A 19113-nucleotide genomic window follows, 5' to 3' on the forward strand; every position below is an offset into this window, starting at 1 on the left:
CCACATGAAAACACAATTACACGCTCCTCTTTTGGGTCTGGGGATCTTTTTTGTCATAGGCATAGCCCTGGAGCATTCCTTTCCTCAACTGACATTCTCTCTACTTATCATATGTAGCCTTCTTATTTGTTGCGCCTATTTATTAAAGCGTGATAAGCTGGGACCTACAGTAGAACGCTATAAAAGTGTACTCATCCTGGGAGTATTTGTACTGTTGGGATACGGGCGTGGGAAAGTAGAAAGAATCAATTATTATGAGAAAAATGTAGCAGAAGTAGAATGTCGGGAATCCTGGATTAGGGGTGCCTTGGTGGCAGATATCAGGAAAACTAAATTTGCTTATCAATCTGAGCTTCAATTGGAGGCGCTTCAATTCGATTCTGTCTGGCATAGAGTAGGGGAGAAGGTCCAATTACAATTTAATGAAGCGCCTGATGCAAGGATTCAGAAAGGGGATGAAGTTTTGTTGCGTGTGTATATCAAGCCCTTATTGGACACCGATAATGGATATTATCAATTCCTCGCAAAAAAAGGCATTCTTCATAAGGCCTATGTAAAGGAGTGTGAACTAACAAAGACTTCCAATTCAATCTTTGCGATTGTAGGGAATTTTAGAAAAAGCCTGGAGGGCAGAATTGAGGAATTATTGGAGGATAAAACATTGGTGCCATTAGCCAAAGCTATGTTTCTGGGAAATAAAGCAGACTTGTCGAAAGAAGTTCGAGCTTCTTTTTCTCAAGCCGGTCTGAGCCATATTCTTGCTATTTCGGGTCTGCATGTGGGAATTGTCTTCCTTTGTTTTAACCTGATCTTATATCCCTTGAACCTGATTTTGTATGGTCGGAAAATCAGATTGTGCATTTTACTGCTATTCCTTCTTTTTTATATGCTACTGACTGGAGCTTCTCCAGCAGTGGTGAGAGCCGTTTGTATGTTGGCTACGGTCCTCGGTTTAAGACTTTTCAATCTCAGATATTCTGCCATAAATGTCATGTCCTTTTCAGCCTGGATTCAATTGATTTATGATCCTGCTATTCTTTTTCAGCCCGGCTTTCAATTATCCTATGCGGCTGTGTTTGGGCTTTTACTTTTCTACCCCCTCAGTCAGGCTTTAATGAAAGGCCCCTTTCTTTTGCTCAATACCCTGAACGGCTGGATTGTGATCAGTTTGCTCGCCTCGATTTTTACGGCTCCTTTTATTCTATATTATTTTGGTGAATTCCCGGTTTATTTTCTGTTGGCGAATGTATTGGCGAGTGCCTTGAGTTTTTTCTTGGTCTTAGGTGGTTGCCTCTGGATGCTTTTATCAGAAGTTTCCCTCATAAGTGAACTTCTGGCAAATGTATGCGAAAGTATGCTTTCTCTTTTGCAGTTGATTGCGGTGGAAATAGCTAGGCTTCCTTATGCCATACTTAAGATTCCAAACCTCCAAACAGAAGCTATTCTGATTCTTTTGATTCAAGTATTGATAGCAGCGAGTCTTTTTCTCCTTCCTCCTGTTCTTTTTAAAGAGCAATACAAAACTTATAAGCAATTATCATGAAGCACTCCCTTTATTTACCTGAAGCCAGAAGCCGAACCTGGATACATGTGATCTGGACTACCCTGGATGCCATGCCAAGAATCCCTGTCCGCAAAAGGCAAAAATTCCTTCTATTCCTCCTTAAGTATTGTCAGGATGAAGAAATCTATCTGGATGTAGCCAATGCGCTTGAGGATCATGTCCATCTTTTATTGATGTTGAACCCCAAACAGAGTTTGTCAGCTGTGGTTCGGAATATAAAAGAAGCTGCGGAACAGTATTTGAGGGAGGAGATGCTATGGGAAAAGGATTATCGGGCCTATTCATTGAGTCCCGCTAAGATTCCTTACCTAAGGCGGCGAATAAGAAGGCAGGAAAAAATCCATCGGCTCATAAGTCTGAAGCAAGAACTCTGGGAACTGGAACCTTTGGGAAGAGGAAATGAATGTTTGCCGATTGCCTGGGTGAAAGGGATAGGGTAATCCTTTCAAAGGGAAACAAGTAGATGTAAGATTCCATAAAATTCCTGCTTACACACGGCTTGTCGCTCATTTAAAATTAACCTAGCTTCGGGAAACGATTGCATGAAACTTTACCAGCACTTAGAATACCTCGTTCAGGATCGCGTTGCCTATATCAGTTTGAACCGACCGGAGGAAGGGAACGTCCTCAGTGATATCACAGCCGTCGAGCTCAAGGACGCTATCCTCAAAGCCGAGCAAGACGGAAGTGCCAAACTCATCGTTTTACGAGCAAATGGGGAGGACTTTTGCCGTGGATATGATAATGAGTATCTGCGAAAAATTGCAGGATATTCTCTGGATCAAAATCGCGCTGATGCACAAGGTTTGGCCGAGATGTATTTCAGCCTCTATCGTGCGACCAAGGTGATCATTGCGGAAGTTAAAGGTCAGGCCATCGGATGTGGATGCGCCTTGCTGGCAGTGGTAGATTTTATTTTTGCTTCCGAAGATGCCAGCTTCGCTTTTCCCGAAGTGAAGATGGGATTGTCTCCGGCCATGTCAATGGCCTATTTGATCCGTCGATTGGGAGAAACTCGCACCCGCTCTCTTTTATTGAGTGGTAGAACGATAAATGCAGAAAAAGCTGCTGAATATCGACTCATCACAGAGGCTATGCCCCGAGACGAACTTTCGCCCTTCATCAATAAGTTTGCACAAGAGCTTTGTCAAAACACTTCTCCAGCGGCATTACAACTCGCTAAAAAGATGATCTCCGACATGCAGGACTTTCCCCTGGAAAATGCCCTCAAATTCGGAATCCGCATGGATGCATTCGCTCGGGTTACCGAGGATGCTCGTCGAGGAATTGCCCTGATGCTTGAGTCAAAGGATTTGGAGTGGTAGGGACGTGTTCACGGATTCTGGTGTTCTGGAAATTGTAACAAGAACACGAGAATATATGAGCGTATGAGTGCTTCCCTAAATCAACAAAACTTTTAATAGAAACACATATTCCATGGCTACTTCCCGATAGGGCTCAAATCGCCCTGAAGCCCCACTGTGGCCCGCTTCCATATTGGTGTGGAGCAGCAATAGATTAGTATCGGTTTTGTATTCTCGTAGCTTAGCGACCCATTTGGTGGGCTCCCAATACTGAACCTGCGAATCATGAAGACCACTGATGACCAAAATATGGGGATATGCTTTGGCTTCTACATTATCATAGGGAGAATAGGAAAGGATATAGTCGTAATACTCTTTCTCATTGGGATTGCCCCATTCGTCGTACTCGCCTGTGGTAAGCGGTATATCCGGATCGAGCATAGTGGTAACTACATCTACGAAAGGTACATTGGCAATGACGCCTTTGAAGAGTTCCGGACGCATATTGAGGATAGCTCCCATCAAAAGACCTCCCGCACTACCTCCAGAAGCAAATAGCTTTTCTTTTGTCGTATATCCTTCTTTCACCAAATGATCCCCACAAGCGATAAAGTCTGTAAAGGTATTTTTCTTCTTGAGCATTTTACCCGTATCATACCAGTACCTTCCCATTTCTGATCCGCCTCGTATATGGGCTATAGCAAAGACAAATCCCCGATTGAGCAAACTTAGTCGAGCCAGACTAAAACTTGGGTCCATGCTGTAGCCATAAGAACCATAAGCATACAACAATAGAGGCCTTTCGTTTTTGCCGAATTCCCTTTTGTATACCAGAGAAATGGGAACCTGCGTACCATCAGAGGCAGTAGCAAAGAGCCTTTCTGAAGCATATTGATCAGAAGAAAAATCGCCCAGTACAGGAGTTTGCTTTATAAGTTTTTGCGCTTTGCTGTCCATATCCATTTCATAGACAGAAGCTGGAGTCGTCATGGATTGATAGCCGTATCTCAGTGTCTGGGAGTTTGCTTCCGGATTGAAACCCAGATAGGAAGTATAAGTGGGGTCATTGAATTCAAGGTAATAGGCTTTTTCTTCCTCATGAGCTGGCATAACTCTGATTTGGGTAAGTCCCCCCTTCCTTTCTTCCAGGACTAGATATTCATTAAATACCTCAATATCCTCCAGCAAAACATCGCTTCGGTGCGGAATCAATTCCACCCAATTCTCTTTCCCCAACTGATCTTCTTTGCAAGTCAACAAGCGAAAATTCTCTGCCTGATCATTGCTAAGGATATAAAAAGTATCATCAACATGATCAATGCTGTATTCGTGTTTGGCTTCTCTCGGATGAAAACAGCGAAATTCGCCTAAAGGATCTTTGGACTCCAGGATGTGTGTTTCAGTTACAAGGGTGCTGTTTGAGCTAATTTGAAGAAATTTCTTTGACTTACTTTTGCTGATATAGCAATTGAAGGTGTCGTCTTTTTCTTCATAGATCAGTGCATCTTCTGCTGGATCTGTATGGAGTTTATGACGAAAAATGCGATCAGAACGCAGGGTTTCTTTGTCCTGTAAGCTATAAAACAAATACTCATTATCATCGGCCCAAACCATATTGCCGGTTGTCCCTTCTATCTCATCTTCGAAATACTCCCGAGTCTCAAGATTGAGGATGCGGATTTTATATATGCGCCTTCCTTGTGTGTCAATTCCATAAGCCAAAAGATTGTGATCTTTGCTCAGCGCCATTCCCCCAATCTGGCAATAGGATTCCCCTTCTGCCAATTCATTGACATTCAAAAGGATCTCTTCCTCAGATTCCATGCTCCCTCTTCTTCTACAGAAGAAAGGATATTCTTTGCCTTTTTCAAATCGATGGTAATAGTAAAAGCCTTTTAACAAATAAGGTGCGGATTGATCGTCAGGCTTGAAGCGGGCTTTTATTTCTTCAAAAATCTCTTCCTTCAATGCGTCCTGATCTTCAAGCGCTTTTTCTTTAAAGGTATTTTCGGCTTCCAAATGAGCCAGTAAGTCGGGATTTTCCCGATCTCTCATCCAATAATAATTGTCAATTCTATCATGACCATGGATGCTATGTGTATGAGAAATTTTCTTTGCTTTGGGTGGCTGCATATGTTCGTTTCGCGATTTGATTTCCTTGAATTGTGAAGCTAGGAAAGAAGGGGGAGAAGTCAGAGAAAACAGCCGAAATTATTCTTTAAAATAGAGAAAGGACAATTCTCTTATGAATCATCCTTTCTACTTTACTTAGGTCAATCTTCTATTTTTTTAGGATCGCAATCGCTCTTTCCAACATGATATCTCTACCTGCCTCAATATCTGCCTGACTATTTTCAATCTGAATGTCGGCTTCAACCCCTACCTCAATAGAATTCCCTGCTTTATCCAGAAAATCACTCACGGAAACTGCCAATAGCCAGGAATTGGAGAGTTGATGGCCGTAATTTCCTCCTCCGCCCCCTCCGGTAACTTGCCCCAGGAGCTGGACATTGTCTATGCCTTTAAACATAGCTGCCATATAGGAACTTGCACTATAAGATTTCCTGTTGATCATAAGAACAGTAGGTTTGTCGAAATGGAAATCTGCCGAAGGATGGGCATAAACCGGAATGGGATCGGTTTTGTTCTGATGGCCCGGCCCACTTTTCTCCTGATAGCTTCCCAGGTAGGTTCTTTCCGTAACAAAATCCCCTAACAGATCAGGGATACCATTGCTATCTCCTCCGCCATTGTGTCTGATGTCTATGATCAATCCTTCGACACCCTCTTCATGCATCTTGCGGATGGTTTTTTGAAGCGCATTGTTATGACGCATTTGCCGGATATAGATGTAGCCTATATTGTCTACGATTTCATGGTAAAGGGCATCATAGGTCTCGAGATTGCCTCCCATGTAATTGTCATTTACTACTTTGATAGAGAAGTGAACCTCATAATCCTCCCAGAATTTGTAGATGTCTGCGGTATCAAAATCAGAGACCAGTCGATTGTGGGTGTCTTTCAATTCGAGTAGAGAAGCTTCCATGGCATCGAATAGGCCTTGCTCTGTAGATAGTTTGTCAGGATCAGCCAGGTATCTGGATTTTACCTCCTCCCAATCGACTCCTTTTTCCTCGAAGTACATATAGTGCTCATCTACATAGGTCCAGAATTCCTTATAGACTTCCTCTCCTCGCATAGAAACTTCTATTTGGGGGCTGCAAGCATTTAAGAGAAAGAGAGATAGGAGGAGGATATTGAAATATTTCATTGTTATTGAGTTTTGTTGATTAGTAGAGATAGGTGGCTGAAAGGCCGAGGTCATGATTCATGGTATGAGAACTATGTATACCTTCATCCCTTTGGAAATAGAATTCGTAGTTCAGGCCTATTTTATATCGGCTTTGGATTTGGTAGAAAAGGCCTAAAGAGAATCGAATCATCTGGTATTTATGGGGTAATTTTAGTTTGCCACTTTTGAGTAAAGGGCCAGCCATTCCTCTTCGTGTGGGACTGAAATGCTCTTCTGTGAGGTATTCATCCGGATAGGGATGTCCATAGGCCGGGCGAATGACATAATTGAGTAAACCCATTTGGAGACTTGGAATGGTGTATAATTTATTGTCATCCGTCTCATTGAGTACAAATTCTGAGCTGATCATGGGGCCTATGCTCTTGCTTATGGTATAGCTGATGGGATTGTTGTTGAAAATTCCGGCAGCTGCCTGAGGAAATTTTAACAAGGAGTAAGAATCGATAAATCCTCCTACCCATAGATTGCCTACTTTTCTTTGGTGGCTGTACTGAACCTGAGGACTGATGAGTTTTATTCTCAAGAGTCCTTTAGGGTCTTCAGTTACTGCACTGGAGTAGGTGAAAATGAGGGCTTCCCTTTTCTTATCAGTTTCTTTTCTATAGATGGTACCGAAACTCCAGGTACCTGCCTGAAATTTCCTGGCTGATAGGCGGGTATCTTTAAACTGTGTAATGCGCCAGTTAAGGTGAAGGCCAATTTCCTCTTGTTTGAAATTGGCAGCATCTTGTGCACTCAGCTCCTGAGTACAAAAACTGAGGCTTATTATGCAAATGATTGTTGTGAAGATTTTCATAATTCCTGCGATTGATTGGATCAAAACTGCAAGGAATTATGATGCGAAACCGAAAGGAGTGGTTAGGGGAAGGCTTTTGGGGTGAATGACAAATATCCATTGCCCCCTAAATGCTTGCATGTTGCCCCTATAGTACTGTATATCAGGCGACTATGCGGATTTTTTGATACTGTCGTAAAAACTTCTGCTCAGGGGTATCGGCTTGTCAATACCCGAGATTTTGAGCTTTGCTTTACTTTTATTACCCTTGATCTCTTCAATTTTTGAACGGTTGACTACATAGGAACGGTGTACTTTGGGAAAAGCATCATTGCCTAATTGTTGTTGGAGATCTTTGAGGGTGCTTCGGAGAATATGACGCTGCACTTTATCCTCATGCTTCAAATAGAGCATCACATAATTGTCATGCGCCTGGAGGTAGAGGATATCTTGAAGGTCCGTTTCAACTCTATCATCCTTATTTTCCCCTGTCAACAGGATCTGCCTGCTTTGATTTTTCTGTGGGCTTGTTTTCTCCAAAATGGATCTGTAGCTATCCTTCCAGTTGAAGTAGAGAAATACCAGGTAAATCAAAACCGGGAGCAGCGCCACACTAGCTGCCCGGGATAAAAATCCCCCCATACTTAGAAAAGAAATTGGCCAGGAAAAGACCCAGGATGCGTAGAAATAACAGGCCAATAAGGAGAAGAGAATAGCAATGAAAATATCCAGCACCTCTTTTAGAATCGTCCAGTTTGCAAGCCTCCGTTTATTAAAAAATCGAAGACTCAGGAAATAATAAGCTCCGAGACTCAGGAAAATCACGATGGGATAGCCACTGAGGATGAGGTTCTTATTGGGGTGAGTAAAGCTACTCGTACCAAAGGGTTGAAAGACAAAAAGGATGAAAAAGACGCTGAGTGCTATTGAAAGAGAAATCAATAGATAGGTCCTCAAATGGGGCCTGGGAAAAGGGATGTTGATAAGTGAATTCAAGTTCTGCTCAACGAGATTAAAAAGGTAAAATCAGGAGAAATTTGCGGCTTTGCAAATAGACAGAACTTCCTGCTAGCGATTTAACCATTCCTTAAACAGGCGGGTTTTTTCCATACTTACGATGGCTTCGATATCGCCCGGAGGATCCAATTCAACTTTGATCCGACTTTTAGAATGTGCGTACATGGCCTTTATCGCATCGTATTTGATGAGGTATTGGCGATTGATGCGGAAAAACTGTTTGGGATCTACTACATTCTCGAGTTTGCCCAGGGTAGTGTCAATGATATGTCGACGCTTATCTTCGGTGATGAGGAAAGCATATTTTTGCTGCCCAAAGAAATATGAAACCTCCTCAACCGGTACGGATTTAATTTTATCCCCGCTACTGACCAGGAAGCGTTTTTGAAATTCTGGTTCCTGTTTTTGCTGAAAGGCCTGGGTAAGAGCCGCCAGATCAATAGGGGCAGCTTTCGATTGCTGCTCTTTAAACTTTTTTAAGGCATGCTCAAGTTCTTCTTTTTCTATAGGCTTGAGTAAATAATGGATGCTATTTAGTCGAAATGCCTGCAAAGCATACTGATCATAAGCTGTGCAAAAGATGATGGGGCTTTTCGGTTGGACCTCATCAAAAATGGAAAAGCTATTGCCATCGGCCAGATGGATATCGAGAAAAATAAGCTCTGCTTCCTGTTTAGATAGCCATTCTACTGAAGCTTTTACAGAATCCAGTACGTCCAGAATTTCTATACTATTATCAAGCTGCCCTAACAGGCGAGTCAATCTTTTTGCTGCTAATGGTTCGTCTTCTATAATGAGGACTTTTGGCATATTGAGTAAATGTGTTGTTGTGTTGTAGTGTTAAAATTTTGGAGTTGTACATGGATAACTACAAAACTGCAGAACTAAAACACTTCCTATATATATACTTCCCCCTCAAAAACAAAAGTGGCCGGTCCGGAAAGAATCACTTTTTCCTGCCCATCTTTTTCTAGTATCCTAACGGATAAATTTCCCCCCTCAGTTTGTATATCGATCTTCTGCAAATCAGGTGCCTGTTCCAATTTATAGATATATGCACAGGCAGTAACTCCTGTTCCGCAGCTCAAAGTTTCATCTTCCACCCCACGCTCATAGGTACGGACTCGTAGTCGGCCAGGTTCGAGTACATTGACGAAGTTTACATTGGTACCACCTCCTTCAACATAGGCCTCATCATATCTGATGGCTTTCCCCTGAGCATAGACATCCAGCTCCGAAAGGGAATTTTCTTCAAAGCCTACATAATGGGGCGAACCGGTATTGATCCAGCTACTCTTGCCATTGAGTTTTCGGTAGGAGTGAGGGGCAATCATTTCTAGGTCAACGATTCCTTCTTTCAGACTGGCATGATGCAAACCATCTATAGCTTCAAATTCGTAAGTTTCTTTCACGATTCCTCTAAAATGAGCAAAAGCTACCAGGCATCTTCCACCATTTCCACACATAGTACTTTCTCCTCCATCAGCATTATAATAGATCATCTTGAAATCATTTTCCTGTGAATCACTCAACAAAATTAATCCATCCGCTCCTATACCCATGCGACGATCACAAAGGAAGGCTACTTGCTTATTGCTTAGTTGATCTTCGAGCTTTTGACCTCGATTGTCGATCATGACAAAATCATTTCCTGTGCCCTGATATTTCCAGAATCTTAGATTCATTCTAAATTGATCAATGTTTAAACATTATTTTGGTGCTGCAATTATATTTATAGCGTTTCTGATTTAAACAAAAAAATATAACTCATCATGGCAGAACCAAAAATTCCTCAAAAAGCTCCTTTCGCAGTAGATTGTGAAGCCGGTACCTATTACTGGTGTTCTTGCGGTCAAAGTTCCAAACAACCCTTTTGCGATGGCTCGCACAAAGGTACGGAGTTTACGCCAATCAAAACGGAAATAGCAGAAGCAAAAAAAGTCTATTTCTGTGGATGTAAAAATAGTGCAAATGGAGCTTTCTGTGATGGATCACATAAAGCGCTTTAAGATTCTCCCCAAGAATCAACATCTATTTATAAGACGGCCTGTGGACTTATTCCTGAAAACAGGCCGTCATTTTTTTGTCCAAATTAGAAGTATCAAAAAACGATTTGAGACGTCTCAATCATCTTTGAGGCGATCCTGAAGCTGTTTCTCCTGAATTTGAGCTCATCATTCAATCATCAAATTCATATACAATGAGACAGTTTAGTTTATTTATCCTCCTTTTTATCCCCCATCTTTTTTTCGGCCAAAGTTTTACAACTGCTGAATTTGAACTCATCGGAATTGAAGAAGTTGAGGTTCACCTGGATGCGCCTATTGAAATTGAGTGCTCAGGGAAAGAGCTTCTAAGGATTGAAGCTAGCCAGCCTATGCAGGAGCAAATCGAAGTCCATATAAGAAACAATCGATTGATACTTTCTGCTCGGGGGAATATACGTAAAGAGCAGATTTTAGCTATCAAACTGAATGCTCCCAATCTTCGCTTCATTCAAGTAAATGCAGCAACTGATATTGAGGTTAAGCAAATCCAAAGGGAAGAATTTTCTGCTATGGCTCTCAACGGCAACATCCAGCTTTCCGGCCAAACCCCATTGCTGAATGCCAATGGAGAGCTAGGAAGCATAGACGCTCGCCAACTGGATGTGAAAGAAGTGAAGTTTAATCTTTGGGGAGAAACAAGGGTTTATCTCGCATCTCCGGAGAAAGTAAGAGGCAAGACCCATAAATCTGCAAAAGTGTTTTATGAGAAAGAACCCCTGGCGAAGCTTGATACTTATAAAGATGCTGAGCTTCGATCTTCCAAAGAAAGAGGCCATAGTGGCAAAGTCCGTAATCCTGATGCTCGCTTTATCAAATTTGCCATCAAGAATAATTCTTTAAAAAGAATACAGTGCTATGTAAAAGGCCCCAAACCTGATGGAAGCTCTTTTAGTTATGGTTTCCCTATGAATCCTGGCCAGATGAGGGATAAGGATTGGAGTGTGGGTAGCAGGGTATATCAGGTAAATAAAATGGGCCTGAAAAAACTCCTGGTCGAGATTAAGGCGGATGATGAAGGTCAGATGGTAAAAATGTTTGAATAAGGGAACTTCCAGAATCAGAACTCATGGACAATATTTTGAAAATATCCCGATTCATCAGCCAACCTGTATTACAGGCAAGCTGGATAGCTGATCTTTTTCTCGCCCTCCCTCGTTTTATCTGCGGATTTCTTCTGGCTAGTAGTTTTGGAGCCGATAAATTTGGGATGCCCTGGTCTCCAGTACATAAAAATCTGGGCCTTTTTGAAGTTGCTTACTGGTTTCCCCAGGATGTAGCTGAATATGGAGGCATTTTCTCCCTCTTTCCTGTCTTCTTTGCCTGGATGGGAGCCTTTAGTGAGGCGGTAGGGGGCATCTTCCTCGCTCTGGGTTTCAAAACCCGTATTGCAGCTTTTCTGATCATTTGTACAATGCTGACGGCCATCTTTATGCAGAAGATGGGGCAGGGCATGTGGGGCATGTTACCTGCAGCTGGTTTTCTTTGGGTCGGCATGTACAGCCTTATCCTCGGTTCGGGTCGTTTCGGACTGGACAATTACTATATCAAACTCATTTCACAAAAAGACCCTTCCTAAACCTATGAAAACGATCCATATTTACTGCGGGCTTTTTCTCTTATGCTTTGCCTGCGTTCAGCCTACTATCGAGCATAAAATCGAAGTAGAATTAGATATGAGAAAGCTAGGGGATATTCAAGCTGTAGGTATCCGCGGAGAATACCCTCCTTTGAGTTGGAATACAGATTTGCCATTAACTGATCCGGATGGAGATGGCATTTATACCGGGAACTTCATCATGGACATACCGTATGATTCTTTTCAGTACAAATTTGTACTTAATGGAAGTGAGTTTGAACTACCGGGACAAGACAATCGGGTGCTGAATTTTGAGGGAAAAACAAGCCTTAAGTTGCAAGCGGCATTCGACCAACCCTGATTTTCATCTTTTGTGGGAAAGTGTATCTTTGAGCACCTATCGATGAGGAATTCATCAGGGCACCTGCTTACAATTGAAAACCATTAATAATTGTAATCTATGCCTAGAACTATTCTCTTTCTTTCCCTCAATTTTTCCCTTGTTTTCTCAATCGCTCAAAGTCTTAGTCCCCAAGAGTTGGGTTGGGATGTCCATAAGATTTTACATGAAGAATTAGGTGAATTGAACTACTATTTGAGTTCTGATAAGTCGCTTAAGCCCAAGCCTTTGCTCATTTACCTCGATGGATCGGGTCCCGACCCATTATTCATGGAGACTGAGCGAGGGCTTTCTTCTTCAATAGCTTTTGACTACCAAAGTTTGAGCAAAAATTATCGAATTTTGCTGATAAGTAAGCCGGGCGTAGCTTTTATGGGAAAGCGAATAAAAAATGAGCCCAAAGTAAAACCGATCATTTATACTAAAACCTTATCCCTTGAATGGCGGGTGAATTCGGCAGATGTGATTTTGCGAAAACTAATTGAGGAGGAGCGCATTGATCCCAAAAGGGTAGTGGTGGTAGGATTTTCTGAAGGGGCACAGGTCGGACCCTTTTTAGCAGAAAAAAATCCTGCAGTAAGTCATTTGGTATTGTTTGGGGGAAATGGGCTCAATCAGTTTTTTGATCCAATGATTTCTGCGCGGATGCAAGCCTTTAGTGGGAAGATTTCAGAAGAAGAAGCTCAACGGCAAGTCGATTCGCTATTTCAGGTTGCGGAAAAGATTTATGCAGAACCCCAATCGACAGATAAAAAATGGTGGGGCCATAGCTATAAACGCTGGGCATCTTTTACCGCGAGAGATCCCTTAACTGTAATGGGGGATCTTGATATTCCCATCTATTTTGCCAATGGAAGCAAGGATAAATATTCTGTATTGAGTGCCGATTATATCAAATTAGAATTTATCAGGCGGGGAAAGCAAAATCTTTTTTATAAGACCTACCCCAATTATGATCATCAATTTTTTGAACTGATTTTTGAGAAAGGGGAATTTACAGATGCTATTCCCAGAATAGATCAGGCAATGAAGGATGCGATGAAGTGGTTGGAAAGAAACTAATTCCTCAACTTAAAGCGAAAGCGAACATTAGCATTGGCATTAGAGGGATTGCCATAGGTGCTGTTATCTCCAATGTCTAACCAGAGGCCCAGAGGCAGGTCTTTTTCTATTTGGAGTTCAAGACGGCAGAGGTAGGTATATCCGGTAGGGTTCTTTCGGGCAAACTCAGGAATGAAGGCAGAACTAACCCCAATGACGTTTTTCTTAGGCCTTTTCTCATAAAGGATATCTTGATACTTGTCTTTCTGGATATCCAGGGCTTCTGTCAATTTGGAAAAGTCTTCTTCCAGATAGCTTTCCAGGCGAAGATCCTGCGCAGAGAGGGAAGCAAAAGCTCCCAGAAAAAGCATACATATGAATCCTTTCAGTTTCATACCCTAAATATACAAAAAAAGAAAAGCTGCCAGGTGTCAAAAACCTGACAGCTTTTAATTTTATCAAAATCGCTTACTGCCAACCAGCAATAAGGTCTTTGTTGATTTTTACGTAATCGCCATTGTTTGCTTCTTCAGCTAGTTTCATAGCTTTTTTAGAAGTAGCGATTGCATCTTCTTTTTTACCCATTTTTCCGAGGATACGAGCTTTCCAGGTAACAATCCAGAATCTGTCACCCCCTTCGAGAGCTTTGTTGATCCAGGTAAGGGCTTTGTCCATGTCTTTGTCAGCATTGTAATAATATACAGCTGCTGCATAATAATCATTTCCAGAAGGTCCGGCCATCACACGATCGATACTAGCCAATACTTTCGACTCAACTTCTGCTTTGATAGGCATGCTGATCATTTGATCTTCCCAAATCAAGCTCATATTTGCTTGGTCGTCAGTTAGATCGCCAAACATAATGGTCAAAGTTTCAACTTTGAAAGGCATAGTTACAGGTTCAACCATGAAGCGAGTCAATTCGTCAGCTTCATTGTAGCGTCCTACAGCACCGCCCAATTTAGTATCCTTGTAGATCATAACTGTCCAGCTTGACTTGCCAGGCTTTGTGTAAAGGGTATAAGTTCCCGCAGGTACTTCTTTACCACCAACAGTTACATTTTCAGAAAAGCTTACCTGAGTTCCAGAGTTAGCACCAGTACGCCAGATTTTGTCAAAAGGTACAAGTCCGCCGTAGATATCACGTCCTTTCATGCTGGGACGGAAGTATTCTACAGTTACAGTTCCCAAACCTACAGCCTGTTCGATTTTTGAATAAGGACTGGGAGCGGGGGTATTGATCTGAGCCTGAAGGCTAGTGAGGCCAAAAGCCAAAACCATCAGGATTGAGAGGGATAGAGATTTCATTAGTTTCATTGTTTTTTTGGTAATCACTGTTAAATGATGTGCGAACATAGAAAATCGTGAAGAATTCAACAAATGACAATTTCTGTATATGCAGAACATTTTTATGGGTTGGCATAAAAAAAGAGACAGATAATTATCTGTCTCTCACCTATCTATTGATTTTTTTAACTCCCTGATAATTAGGGAGAAATATCTTCATTATTTACTAAAATGCTGAAATTCTCTTAGCTTTTCTCCATATTTTTGAATCATTTCAGCAACTTCCGTTTGTTTAAATGGCTTTCTCACATAATCATCCATTCCCGCTTCCAGGCACATTTCCCGGTCTCCTTTCATGGCATTGGCTGTCATTGCAATGATGATAGGTTGATCTTTGGGTGCTAATTCGTTTCGGATATTTCTACTTGCATCCAGACCATTCATAACAGGCATTTGGACATCCATAAAGATCAGGTCGAAAGAACTTTCCTGGCTTCTTTGGAGAGCGAGTTCCCCATTTTCTACAATCTCAATCTCATAGCCCATTTTCTTTAAAACTTTACGAATGAGTTTTTGATTGACCAAATTATCCTCTGCCACCATGATCTTGAATGGATATTGGCTAGCTAATAAAGATTTTTCCTCTTTGCTCAGAACTACTGCCTTATTTTGCTTTTCAGTAGCCAATTGTTTGCAAATTTCTCGCAACAAAACCTGTTGTCTCACCGGCTTATTTAAAATAGCTGCAAACAAGTCTTTATCCTCTATTTCTTTTTCGATGAATGCTTGAGAACTCAAGAGAATAATAGGGATTCCTTTAGCCTTTGCTTGCTGTTTGATTTCCAGCGCAAACATTAAACCGTCTATTTCCGGCATCATATAATCGGTGAGGATTAAATCCGGCCATCCATCAGAAGCCAGACGAGCGATGGCGTCTTTGGCAGAATCTTCTGAGGTGCACACCATGCCTTTCTTTGTAAGTTGGAGACTTAAAATTTCTCTATTGGTGAAATTGTCATCCACGATCAGGACTTTTTTCCCTTTCAGGCTCTCCAGATCAAAAAGGACGCCTTCTTCTTCTTTATAGTTTAAGGCTTCCTGAACTTTTATGCTAAAGGTAAAAGTTGCTCCTTCTCCGGGAATGCTATGGACAGAAATATCTCCTCCCATGAGTTGGCTTAACTTTTGGGAGATGGCTAATCCCAATCCTGTTCCGCCAAATTTGCGTGTGGTAGATGCATCAGCCTGAGTGAATGCTTCAAATAATTTCTCCTGCTTTTCAGGCGGAATACCAATACCTGTATCTTTTACAGAAAAGGCCAGATCAAAAAATGTTTGATCCTCCGCGGCATCCTCCTGCTTGTTTATTTGTATCAAAATTTCTCCTTTTTGGGTAAACTTGATCGCATTGCTCACAAGATTGACCAGGATTTGCCGCACACGAATTTTATCACCTTCTATATATCTGGGAACTCCATCTGCTATCAGGTAAACGAGTTCCAGTTCTTTCTGATTAGCTTTTGTCCCCAACATTTCCAAAACTTCTTCTACACAAAGCCTCAGATTAAAGGGATGCATCTCTATATCCAATTTACCAGATTCTATTTTGGAGAAATCCAGGATGTCGTTGATTATGGATAATAGACTATCGCTGCTCGACCTGATGGTATCTACATAATCGTTCTGCTCATCTGTTAGGCGTGTGTCTGATAGCAAATCTGCCATCCCCATAACTCCATTCATAGGTGTTCTGATTTCATGGCTCATATTTGCCAGAAATCTGGATTTAGCTTTATTCGCTGCTTCTGCACGCAGGCTTTCATGTTTGAGTTTATCGGTCCTTTCTTTCACCAGAGATTCCAGGTACAACTGATTTTTCCTGCTCCTTTGTGAACTTATTCTAATTGCAACAAATACGAGTAAACCTAAAAGGAAGGCATACAAAATCCCTGCTGAAGGCCTTGCATACCACATCGGAATTACGCTGAATTCCATATTCCTTATATCGCTCCATTCATAGCCCCCTGGTTTTCTTGCCCTAAGCTGCAGGGTATAATTCCCGGTATGAAGTTTCCTGATATTAAGGCCGGCTTTCATACTGGGGATAGACCATTCTTCATGGTGGCCAATGATACGGTGTTGATATTCTACTTCATATGCAGGATAGCTTGTAGAGTGAAAAGTCAGCGTTAGAGAATCCTTCAAATTGATTTCAAAAGCTTCTTTCAGAAGCTCTGCAAAAGACTGCTGTCCGGAATTTTCTATGGTAATATAAGGGATGGGGCTTTTTTGTGGATGAGGATGTGGAGACTGGGAGGGATTCAGACCTTCATTATTTGCGGCCCATAGGTAGCCATTCGGTCCGAATATCAACCCTCGGTATTGCATGATCTCATCGGGTAATCCACTACTTTCATCAAAAAAGCTCAATCTATCCTGATCATAATGGATTACTCCATATTTTTCGCTTGACAGCCATAGATCTTCATTAGGTCCCAGCGCAATAGCCCGAATTTCATACTTCTCCGGGAGATCCTTCATAGGAAGCTTTTCAATTTTTCCTTTCTCCTGTTTTAGCAAACCATAGGTACTCGCCATCCAAATGGTGCCCGACTTAGTGATAGCGAGATCATGGATTTCGAAATCGTAGTCAGCGCGAAAGTTTAGTGGCAAACTTAAATTCTCAAAACGATCTTCCGCCTCTATATATTTATAGAGATAGGATTCTCGACCAATTCCCGCCAAATAAATATTTCCATCATTGCCTTCCCGGGTAACAAGAATCCGATTCGTAAATCCATGTTTTGGTCCATATTCTGTAACCCGCATATTGGTGTCAACCCGGGTAATCCCTATCAAGGGTTTCACATTTGGGGCCTGACTGACCCAAAGCCGATCTTTCTTATCTGAGAAAAGGTAGTAAATGGTTCCGCCTTTATTCCCTAAATCAAGCACCTTTAATGAATCTTTATAAGGTTTATAGAATAGATTTCCATTGTGATTGCCTGCCCAGATTCCTTTCGTTCCGACTCCTACTGTGCTTACCTGCCCTTTGATCCCCAGGTCCAACTCTGTTGCCAAAAATTCTTTGGAGGAGGGCTGAATCTTATAAATAGATCCAGCACTGCAATAGATATTTCCCATAGAATCACTATCCAGCCCATTGATATTGAACCTCGGCAAATTTGAAATAGAAGAGAAAAAGGCCTTTTCCATTAAGCCTAAACCTGACTCATCCAATACCCAGATAGATTGATGAGGGCCGGGATATAAATTTTTGATATTTGTAAAGGGAAAGCCTTCTACTTTATGGGGATCAAGGAAGTTGAATATCTCACGGATGCTCCAAAGTGAATCCTGGCTTGCACTAAATATTCTCCCGCCTTCTGTAGCTAGCAATAGCTTGGCATCCTCTGTATAATACATGGCTTGAATTGCCGGACCTTTCCACGGAAGTTTATTGACCTTGATTCCATCAGATTCGGTACTATCCAGTTTTATTTCAAAAAGGCTTCTTTTTCCCACAAGAACACCTCCGGATGGGTTTGCAATCATACGTGATTGCTTGGCAAAGCGTAAAGCCAGTTTCCTAAACTCTTTGCCTTCGGAGTCTAAGAGATACAAGCCCTTTTCCTCACTTAGTGCCCAACTGTTTCCTTCTATGTCTTCATGGAGATCTTTAAGTTTTTCTCCTTTGAATGAAAATGCCTCTGCTTGCTGAGATTCTATCCGGATAAGTTCTGACTGATTATTTACCCATATTTTGTCTTTGATACCTATTATTCTTCCCTTTTCTGCTTGTTGAGAAGTGGGAAGTATTTGATTTTTTTGAAAACTTATGGGCCTGTTTTTTCCTGAAGAGTGAAGAATTGTATCAGCCTGCCTAAGATATATCCCATTATTCCCGGCACTTATTCCACTGATTAATCCCAGTTCAGGGAAGGAGGTAAAACTATGACCGTCGTATTGGTACAAAATTCCCTCGAGCTGCATCCAAAGTCTTCCTTCAGCATCAATTGCGAGATTTTGCAGCTCTTTTTGCTGTATTTCCGATTCCTGCCCAAAAACTTTGACCCGATATTGTTGAGAGAAAAGTAAACAGGGAATGAAAAAGAGTGATAGAATAGAAAATTTCCTCATAGTAAAGATCAATAAGGCTATTCTAAACAGATTGGAAGCAGAGATGAACCCAATCAGACTTCTTTGGTTACACATGTAAGGCAGGAAATAAAAATCAGCCCTTGTGGAGAGCTGAAAATGCCTTAGATTTGAAGAAAAATTGCCATGGCAGAAGACTTTTCACACCTGGATGCATCTGGAAATCCCTCAATGGTTGACGTAAGTCCCAAGCAAATTAGTTTTCGGGAAGCCCATGCACGTACTACTGTATGGCTGGGTGAGGAAATCATGTCCCATTTTTCTGGAGGCGAAATTCAGACAAAAAAAGGGCCTGTTTTTCAAACTGCAATTATTGCAGGGACCATGGCCGCCAAGAAGACGCATGATCTCATTCCTTTATGCCATCCCCTCCAACTGGAAAAGATCAAAGTTCTCATCGAAGTGCTGGATGGAGAGTCTCTGCAAATCGATTGCAAGGTCGGTTTAAGTGGAAAGACAGGAGTAGAAATGGAAGCCCTGACCGGAGCCTCTGTCGCAGCACTGACTATCTATGATATGTGCAAAGCCTTTTCGCATGATATCCGTATCCTCGAAACTCAGCTGATTGCTAAGAGTGGGGGGAAGAGGGATTTCCAAAGGAATTAAAGAGTGTTCAGGTCTTCTCGAAAA

18 protein-coding genes are annotated in these 19113 nt (G+C 41.8%); 9 read left to right on the plus strand and 9 right to left on the minus strand.

The window, feature by feature from the left end:
• The first annotated feature begins 4 nt into the window (after positions 1-4).
• The 3 genes from R8P61_04295 to R8P61_04305 all read left to right on the plus strand — a co-directional run bounded on the left by R8P61_04295 (position 5) and on the right by R8P61_04305 (position 2889).
• Positions 5-1543 carry a ComEC/Rec2 family competence protein gene (locus R8P61_04295; GenBank protein MDW3646263.1) on the plus strand — a complete coding sequence of 513 codons (1539 nt, stop codon included), beginning with the start codon at positions 5-7 and terminating at the stop codon, positions 1541-1543.
• Positions 1540-2004, plus strand: coding sequence for a transposase (locus R8P61_04300; GenBank protein MDW3646264.1), 465 nt, complete (start codon positions 1540-1542; stop codon positions 2002-2004). Before R8P61_04295 ends, R8P61_04300 begins: the two co-directional genes overlap by 4 nt.
• 102 nt (positions 2005-2106) lie before the next feature.
• Positions 2107-2889, plus strand: coding sequence for an enoyl-CoA hydratase-related protein (locus tag R8P61_04305; protein ID MDW3646265.1), 783 nt, complete (start codon positions 2107-2109; stop codon positions 2887-2889).
• Positions 2890-2964: 75 nt separating this feature from the next.
• On the opposite strand, the gene R8P61_04310 is transcribed toward R8P61_04305, so the two are convergent.
• The 6 genes from R8P61_04310 to dapF all read right to left on the minus strand — a co-directional run bounded on the left by R8P61_04310 (position 2965) and on the right by dapF (position 9658).
• Positions 2965-5001 (minus strand): S9 family peptidase, encoded by a 2037-nt coding sequence (locus R8P61_04310; GenBank protein MDW3646266.1) that lies wholly within the window; start codon positions 4999-5001, stop codon positions 2965-2967.
• Between the two features lie 148 nt (positions 5002-5149).
• On the minus strand, positions 5150-6139 hold the full coding sequence (locus R8P61_04315; GenBank protein ID MDW3646267.1) for a S41 family peptidase: 990 nt from the start codon (positions 6137-6139) through the stop codon (positions 5150-5152).
• 19 nt (positions 6140-6158) lie between these two features.
• A complete protein-coding gene (locus R8P61_04320) occupies positions 6159-6977 on the minus strand; it encodes a hypothetical protein (protein MDW3646268.1) in 819 nt (272 codons plus the stop codon).
• Positions 6978-7127: 150 nt separating this feature from the next.
• Positions 7128-7952 (minus strand): LytTR family DNA-binding domain-containing protein, encoded by an 825-nt coding sequence (locus R8P61_04325; protein MDW3646269.1) that lies wholly within the window; start codon positions 7950-7952, stop codon positions 7128-7130.
• A 72-nt stretch (positions 7953-8024) separates the two neighbouring features.
• Complete coding sequence (locus R8P61_04330; GenBank protein ID MDW3646270.1) at positions 8025-8783, minus strand: LytTR family DNA-binding domain-containing protein; 759 nt, start codon at positions 8781-8783, stop codon at positions 8025-8027.
• Positions 8784-8869: 86 nt separating this feature from the next.
• Entirely contained in the window at positions 8870-9658 is a 789-nt protein-coding gene (dapF, locus tag R8P61_04335) for a diaminopimelate epimerase (GenBank protein MDW3646271.1), read from the minus strand.
• Between the two features lie 87 nt (positions 9659-9745).
• On the opposite strand from dapF, the gene R8P61_04340 reads away from it, so the two are divergent.
• From R8P61_04340 to R8P61_04360, 5 genes are all read left to right on the plus strand, one after another.
• Positions 9746-9982 carry a CDGSH iron-sulfur domain-containing protein gene (locus R8P61_04340; GenBank protein ID MDW3646272.1) on the plus strand — a complete coding sequence of 79 codons (237 nt, stop codon included), beginning with the start codon at positions 9746-9748 and terminating at the stop codon, positions 9980-9982.
• 191 nt (positions 9983-10173) lie between these two features.
• Entirely contained in the window at positions 10174-11064 is an 891-nt protein-coding gene (locus R8P61_04345; GenBank protein ID MDW3646273.1) for a DUF2807 domain-containing protein, read from the plus strand.
• Between the two features lie 23 nt (positions 11065-11087).
• Positions 11088-11597: a DoxX family protein gene (locus R8P61_04350; GenBank protein MDW3646274.1), complete on the plus strand. Its 510-nt coding sequence runs from the start codon at positions 11088-11090 to the stop codon at positions 11595-11597.
• Between the two features lie 4 nt (positions 11598-11601).
• A complete protein-coding gene (locus R8P61_04355) occupies positions 11602-11958 on the plus strand; it encodes a hypothetical protein (protein MDW3646275.1) in 357 nt (118 codons plus the stop codon).
• 99 nt (positions 11959-12057) lie between these two features.
• A complete protein-coding gene (locus R8P61_04360) occupies positions 12058-13059 on the plus strand; it encodes a hypothetical protein (GenBank protein ID MDW3646276.1) in 1002 nt (333 codons plus the stop codon).
• On the opposite strand, the gene R8P61_04365 is transcribed toward R8P61_04360, so the two are convergent.
• The 3 genes from R8P61_04365 to R8P61_04375 all read right to left on the minus strand — a co-directional run bounded on the left by R8P61_04365 (position 13056) and on the right by R8P61_04375 (position 18465).
• A complete protein-coding gene (locus R8P61_04365; protein ID MDW3646277.1) occupies positions 13056-13433 on the minus strand; it encodes a hypothetical protein in 378 nt (125 codons plus the stop codon). The two genes, R8P61_04360 and R8P61_04365, sit on opposite strands and share 4 nt — an antisense overlap.
• Before the next feature lie 73 nt (positions 13434-13506).
• Entirely contained in the window at positions 13507-14346 is an 840-nt protein-coding gene (locus R8P61_04370; GenBank protein MDW3646278.1) for a DUF2911 domain-containing protein, read from the minus strand.
• A gap of 198 nt (positions 14347-14544) precedes the next feature.
• Positions 14545-18465: a response regulator gene (locus tag R8P61_04375; protein MDW3646279.1), complete on the minus strand. Its 3921-nt coding sequence runs from the start codon at positions 18463-18465 to the stop codon at positions 14545-14547.
• Between the two features lie 144 nt (positions 18466-18609).
• On the opposite strand from R8P61_04375, the gene moaC reads away from it, so the two are divergent.
• Positions 18610-19089, plus strand: a complete 480-nt coding sequence (moaC, locus tag R8P61_04380) for a cyclic pyranopterin monophosphate synthase MoaC (GenBank protein ID MDW3646280.1) — start codon at positions 18610-18612, stop codon at positions 19087-19089.
• The last annotated feature ends 24 nt before the right edge of the window (positions 19090-19113 follow it).

The organism is Bacteroidia bacterium, assembly GCA_033391075.1.
GTDB lineage: Bacteria > Bacteroidota > Bacteroidia > J057 > J057 > JAWPMV01.

What these genes read in the sequence shown, in the direction of transcription:
- R8P61_04295 (MDW3646263.1), top strand. Translation starts at nt 5, where the DNA reads ATGAAAACACAATTACACGCTCCTCTTTTGGGTCTGGGGATCTTTTTT.
- R8P61_04300 (MDW3646264.1), top strand. Translation starts at nt 1,540, where the DNA reads ATGAAGCACTCCCTTTATTTACCTGAAGCCAGAAGCCGAACCTGGATA.
- R8P61_04305 (MDW3646265.1), top strand. Translation starts at nt 2,107, where the DNA reads ATGAAACTTTACCAGCACTTAGAATACCTCGTTCAGGATCGCGTTGCC.
- R8P61_04310 (MDW3646266.1), bottom strand. Translation starts at nt 5,001, where the DNA reads ATGCAGCCACCCAAAGCAAAGAAAATTTCTCATACACATAGCATCCAT.
- R8P61_04315 (MDW3646267.1), bottom strand. Translation starts at nt 6,139, where the DNA reads ATGAAATATTTCAATATCCTCCTCCTATCTCTCTTTCTCTTAAATGCT.
- R8P61_04320 (MDW3646268.1), bottom strand. Translation starts at nt 6,977, where the DNA reads ATGAAAATCTTCACAACAATCATTTGCATAATAAGCCTCAGTTTTTGT.
- R8P61_04330 (MDW3646270.1), bottom strand. Translation starts at nt 8,783, where the DNA reads ATGCCAAAAGTCCTCATTATAGAAGACGAACCATTAGCAGCAAAAAGA.
- dapF (MDW3646271.1), bottom strand. Translation starts at nt 9,658, where the DNA reads ATGAATCTAAGATTCTGGAAATATCAGGGCACAGGAAATGATTTTGTC.
- R8P61_04340 (MDW3646272.1), top strand. Translation starts at nt 9,746, where the DNA reads ATGGCAGAACCAAAAATTCCTCAAAAAGCTCCTTTCGCAGTAGATTGT.
- R8P61_04345 (MDW3646273.1), top strand. Translation starts at nt 10,174, where the DNA reads ATGAGACAGTTTAGTTTATTTATCCTCCTTTTTATCCCCCATCTTTTT.
- R8P61_04350 (MDW3646274.1), top strand. Translation starts at nt 11,088, where the DNA reads ATGGACAATATTTTGAAAATATCCCGATTCATCAGCCAACCTGTATTA.
- R8P61_04355 (MDW3646275.1), top strand. Translation starts at nt 11,602, where the DNA reads ATGAAAACGATCCATATTTACTGCGGGCTTTTTCTCTTATGCTTTGCC.
- R8P61_04360 (MDW3646276.1), top strand. Translation starts at nt 12,058, where the DNA reads ATGCCTAGAACTATTCTCTTTCTTTCCCTCAATTTTTCCCTTGTTTTC.
- R8P61_04365 (MDW3646277.1), bottom strand. Translation starts at nt 13,433, where the DNA reads ATGAAACTGAAAGGATTCATATGTATGCTTTTTCTGGGAGCTTTTGCT.
- R8P61_04370 (MDW3646278.1), bottom strand. Translation starts at nt 14,346, where the DNA reads ATGAAATCTCTATCCCTCTCAATCCTGATGGTTTTGGCTTTTGGCCTC.
- R8P61_04375 (MDW3646279.1), bottom strand. Translation starts at nt 18,465, where the DNA reads ATGAGGAAATTTTCTATTCTATCACTCTTTTTCATTCCCTGTTTACTT.
- moaC (MDW3646280.1), top strand. Translation starts at nt 18,610, where the DNA reads ATGGCAGAAGACTTTTCACACCTGGATGCATCTGGAAATCCCTCAATG.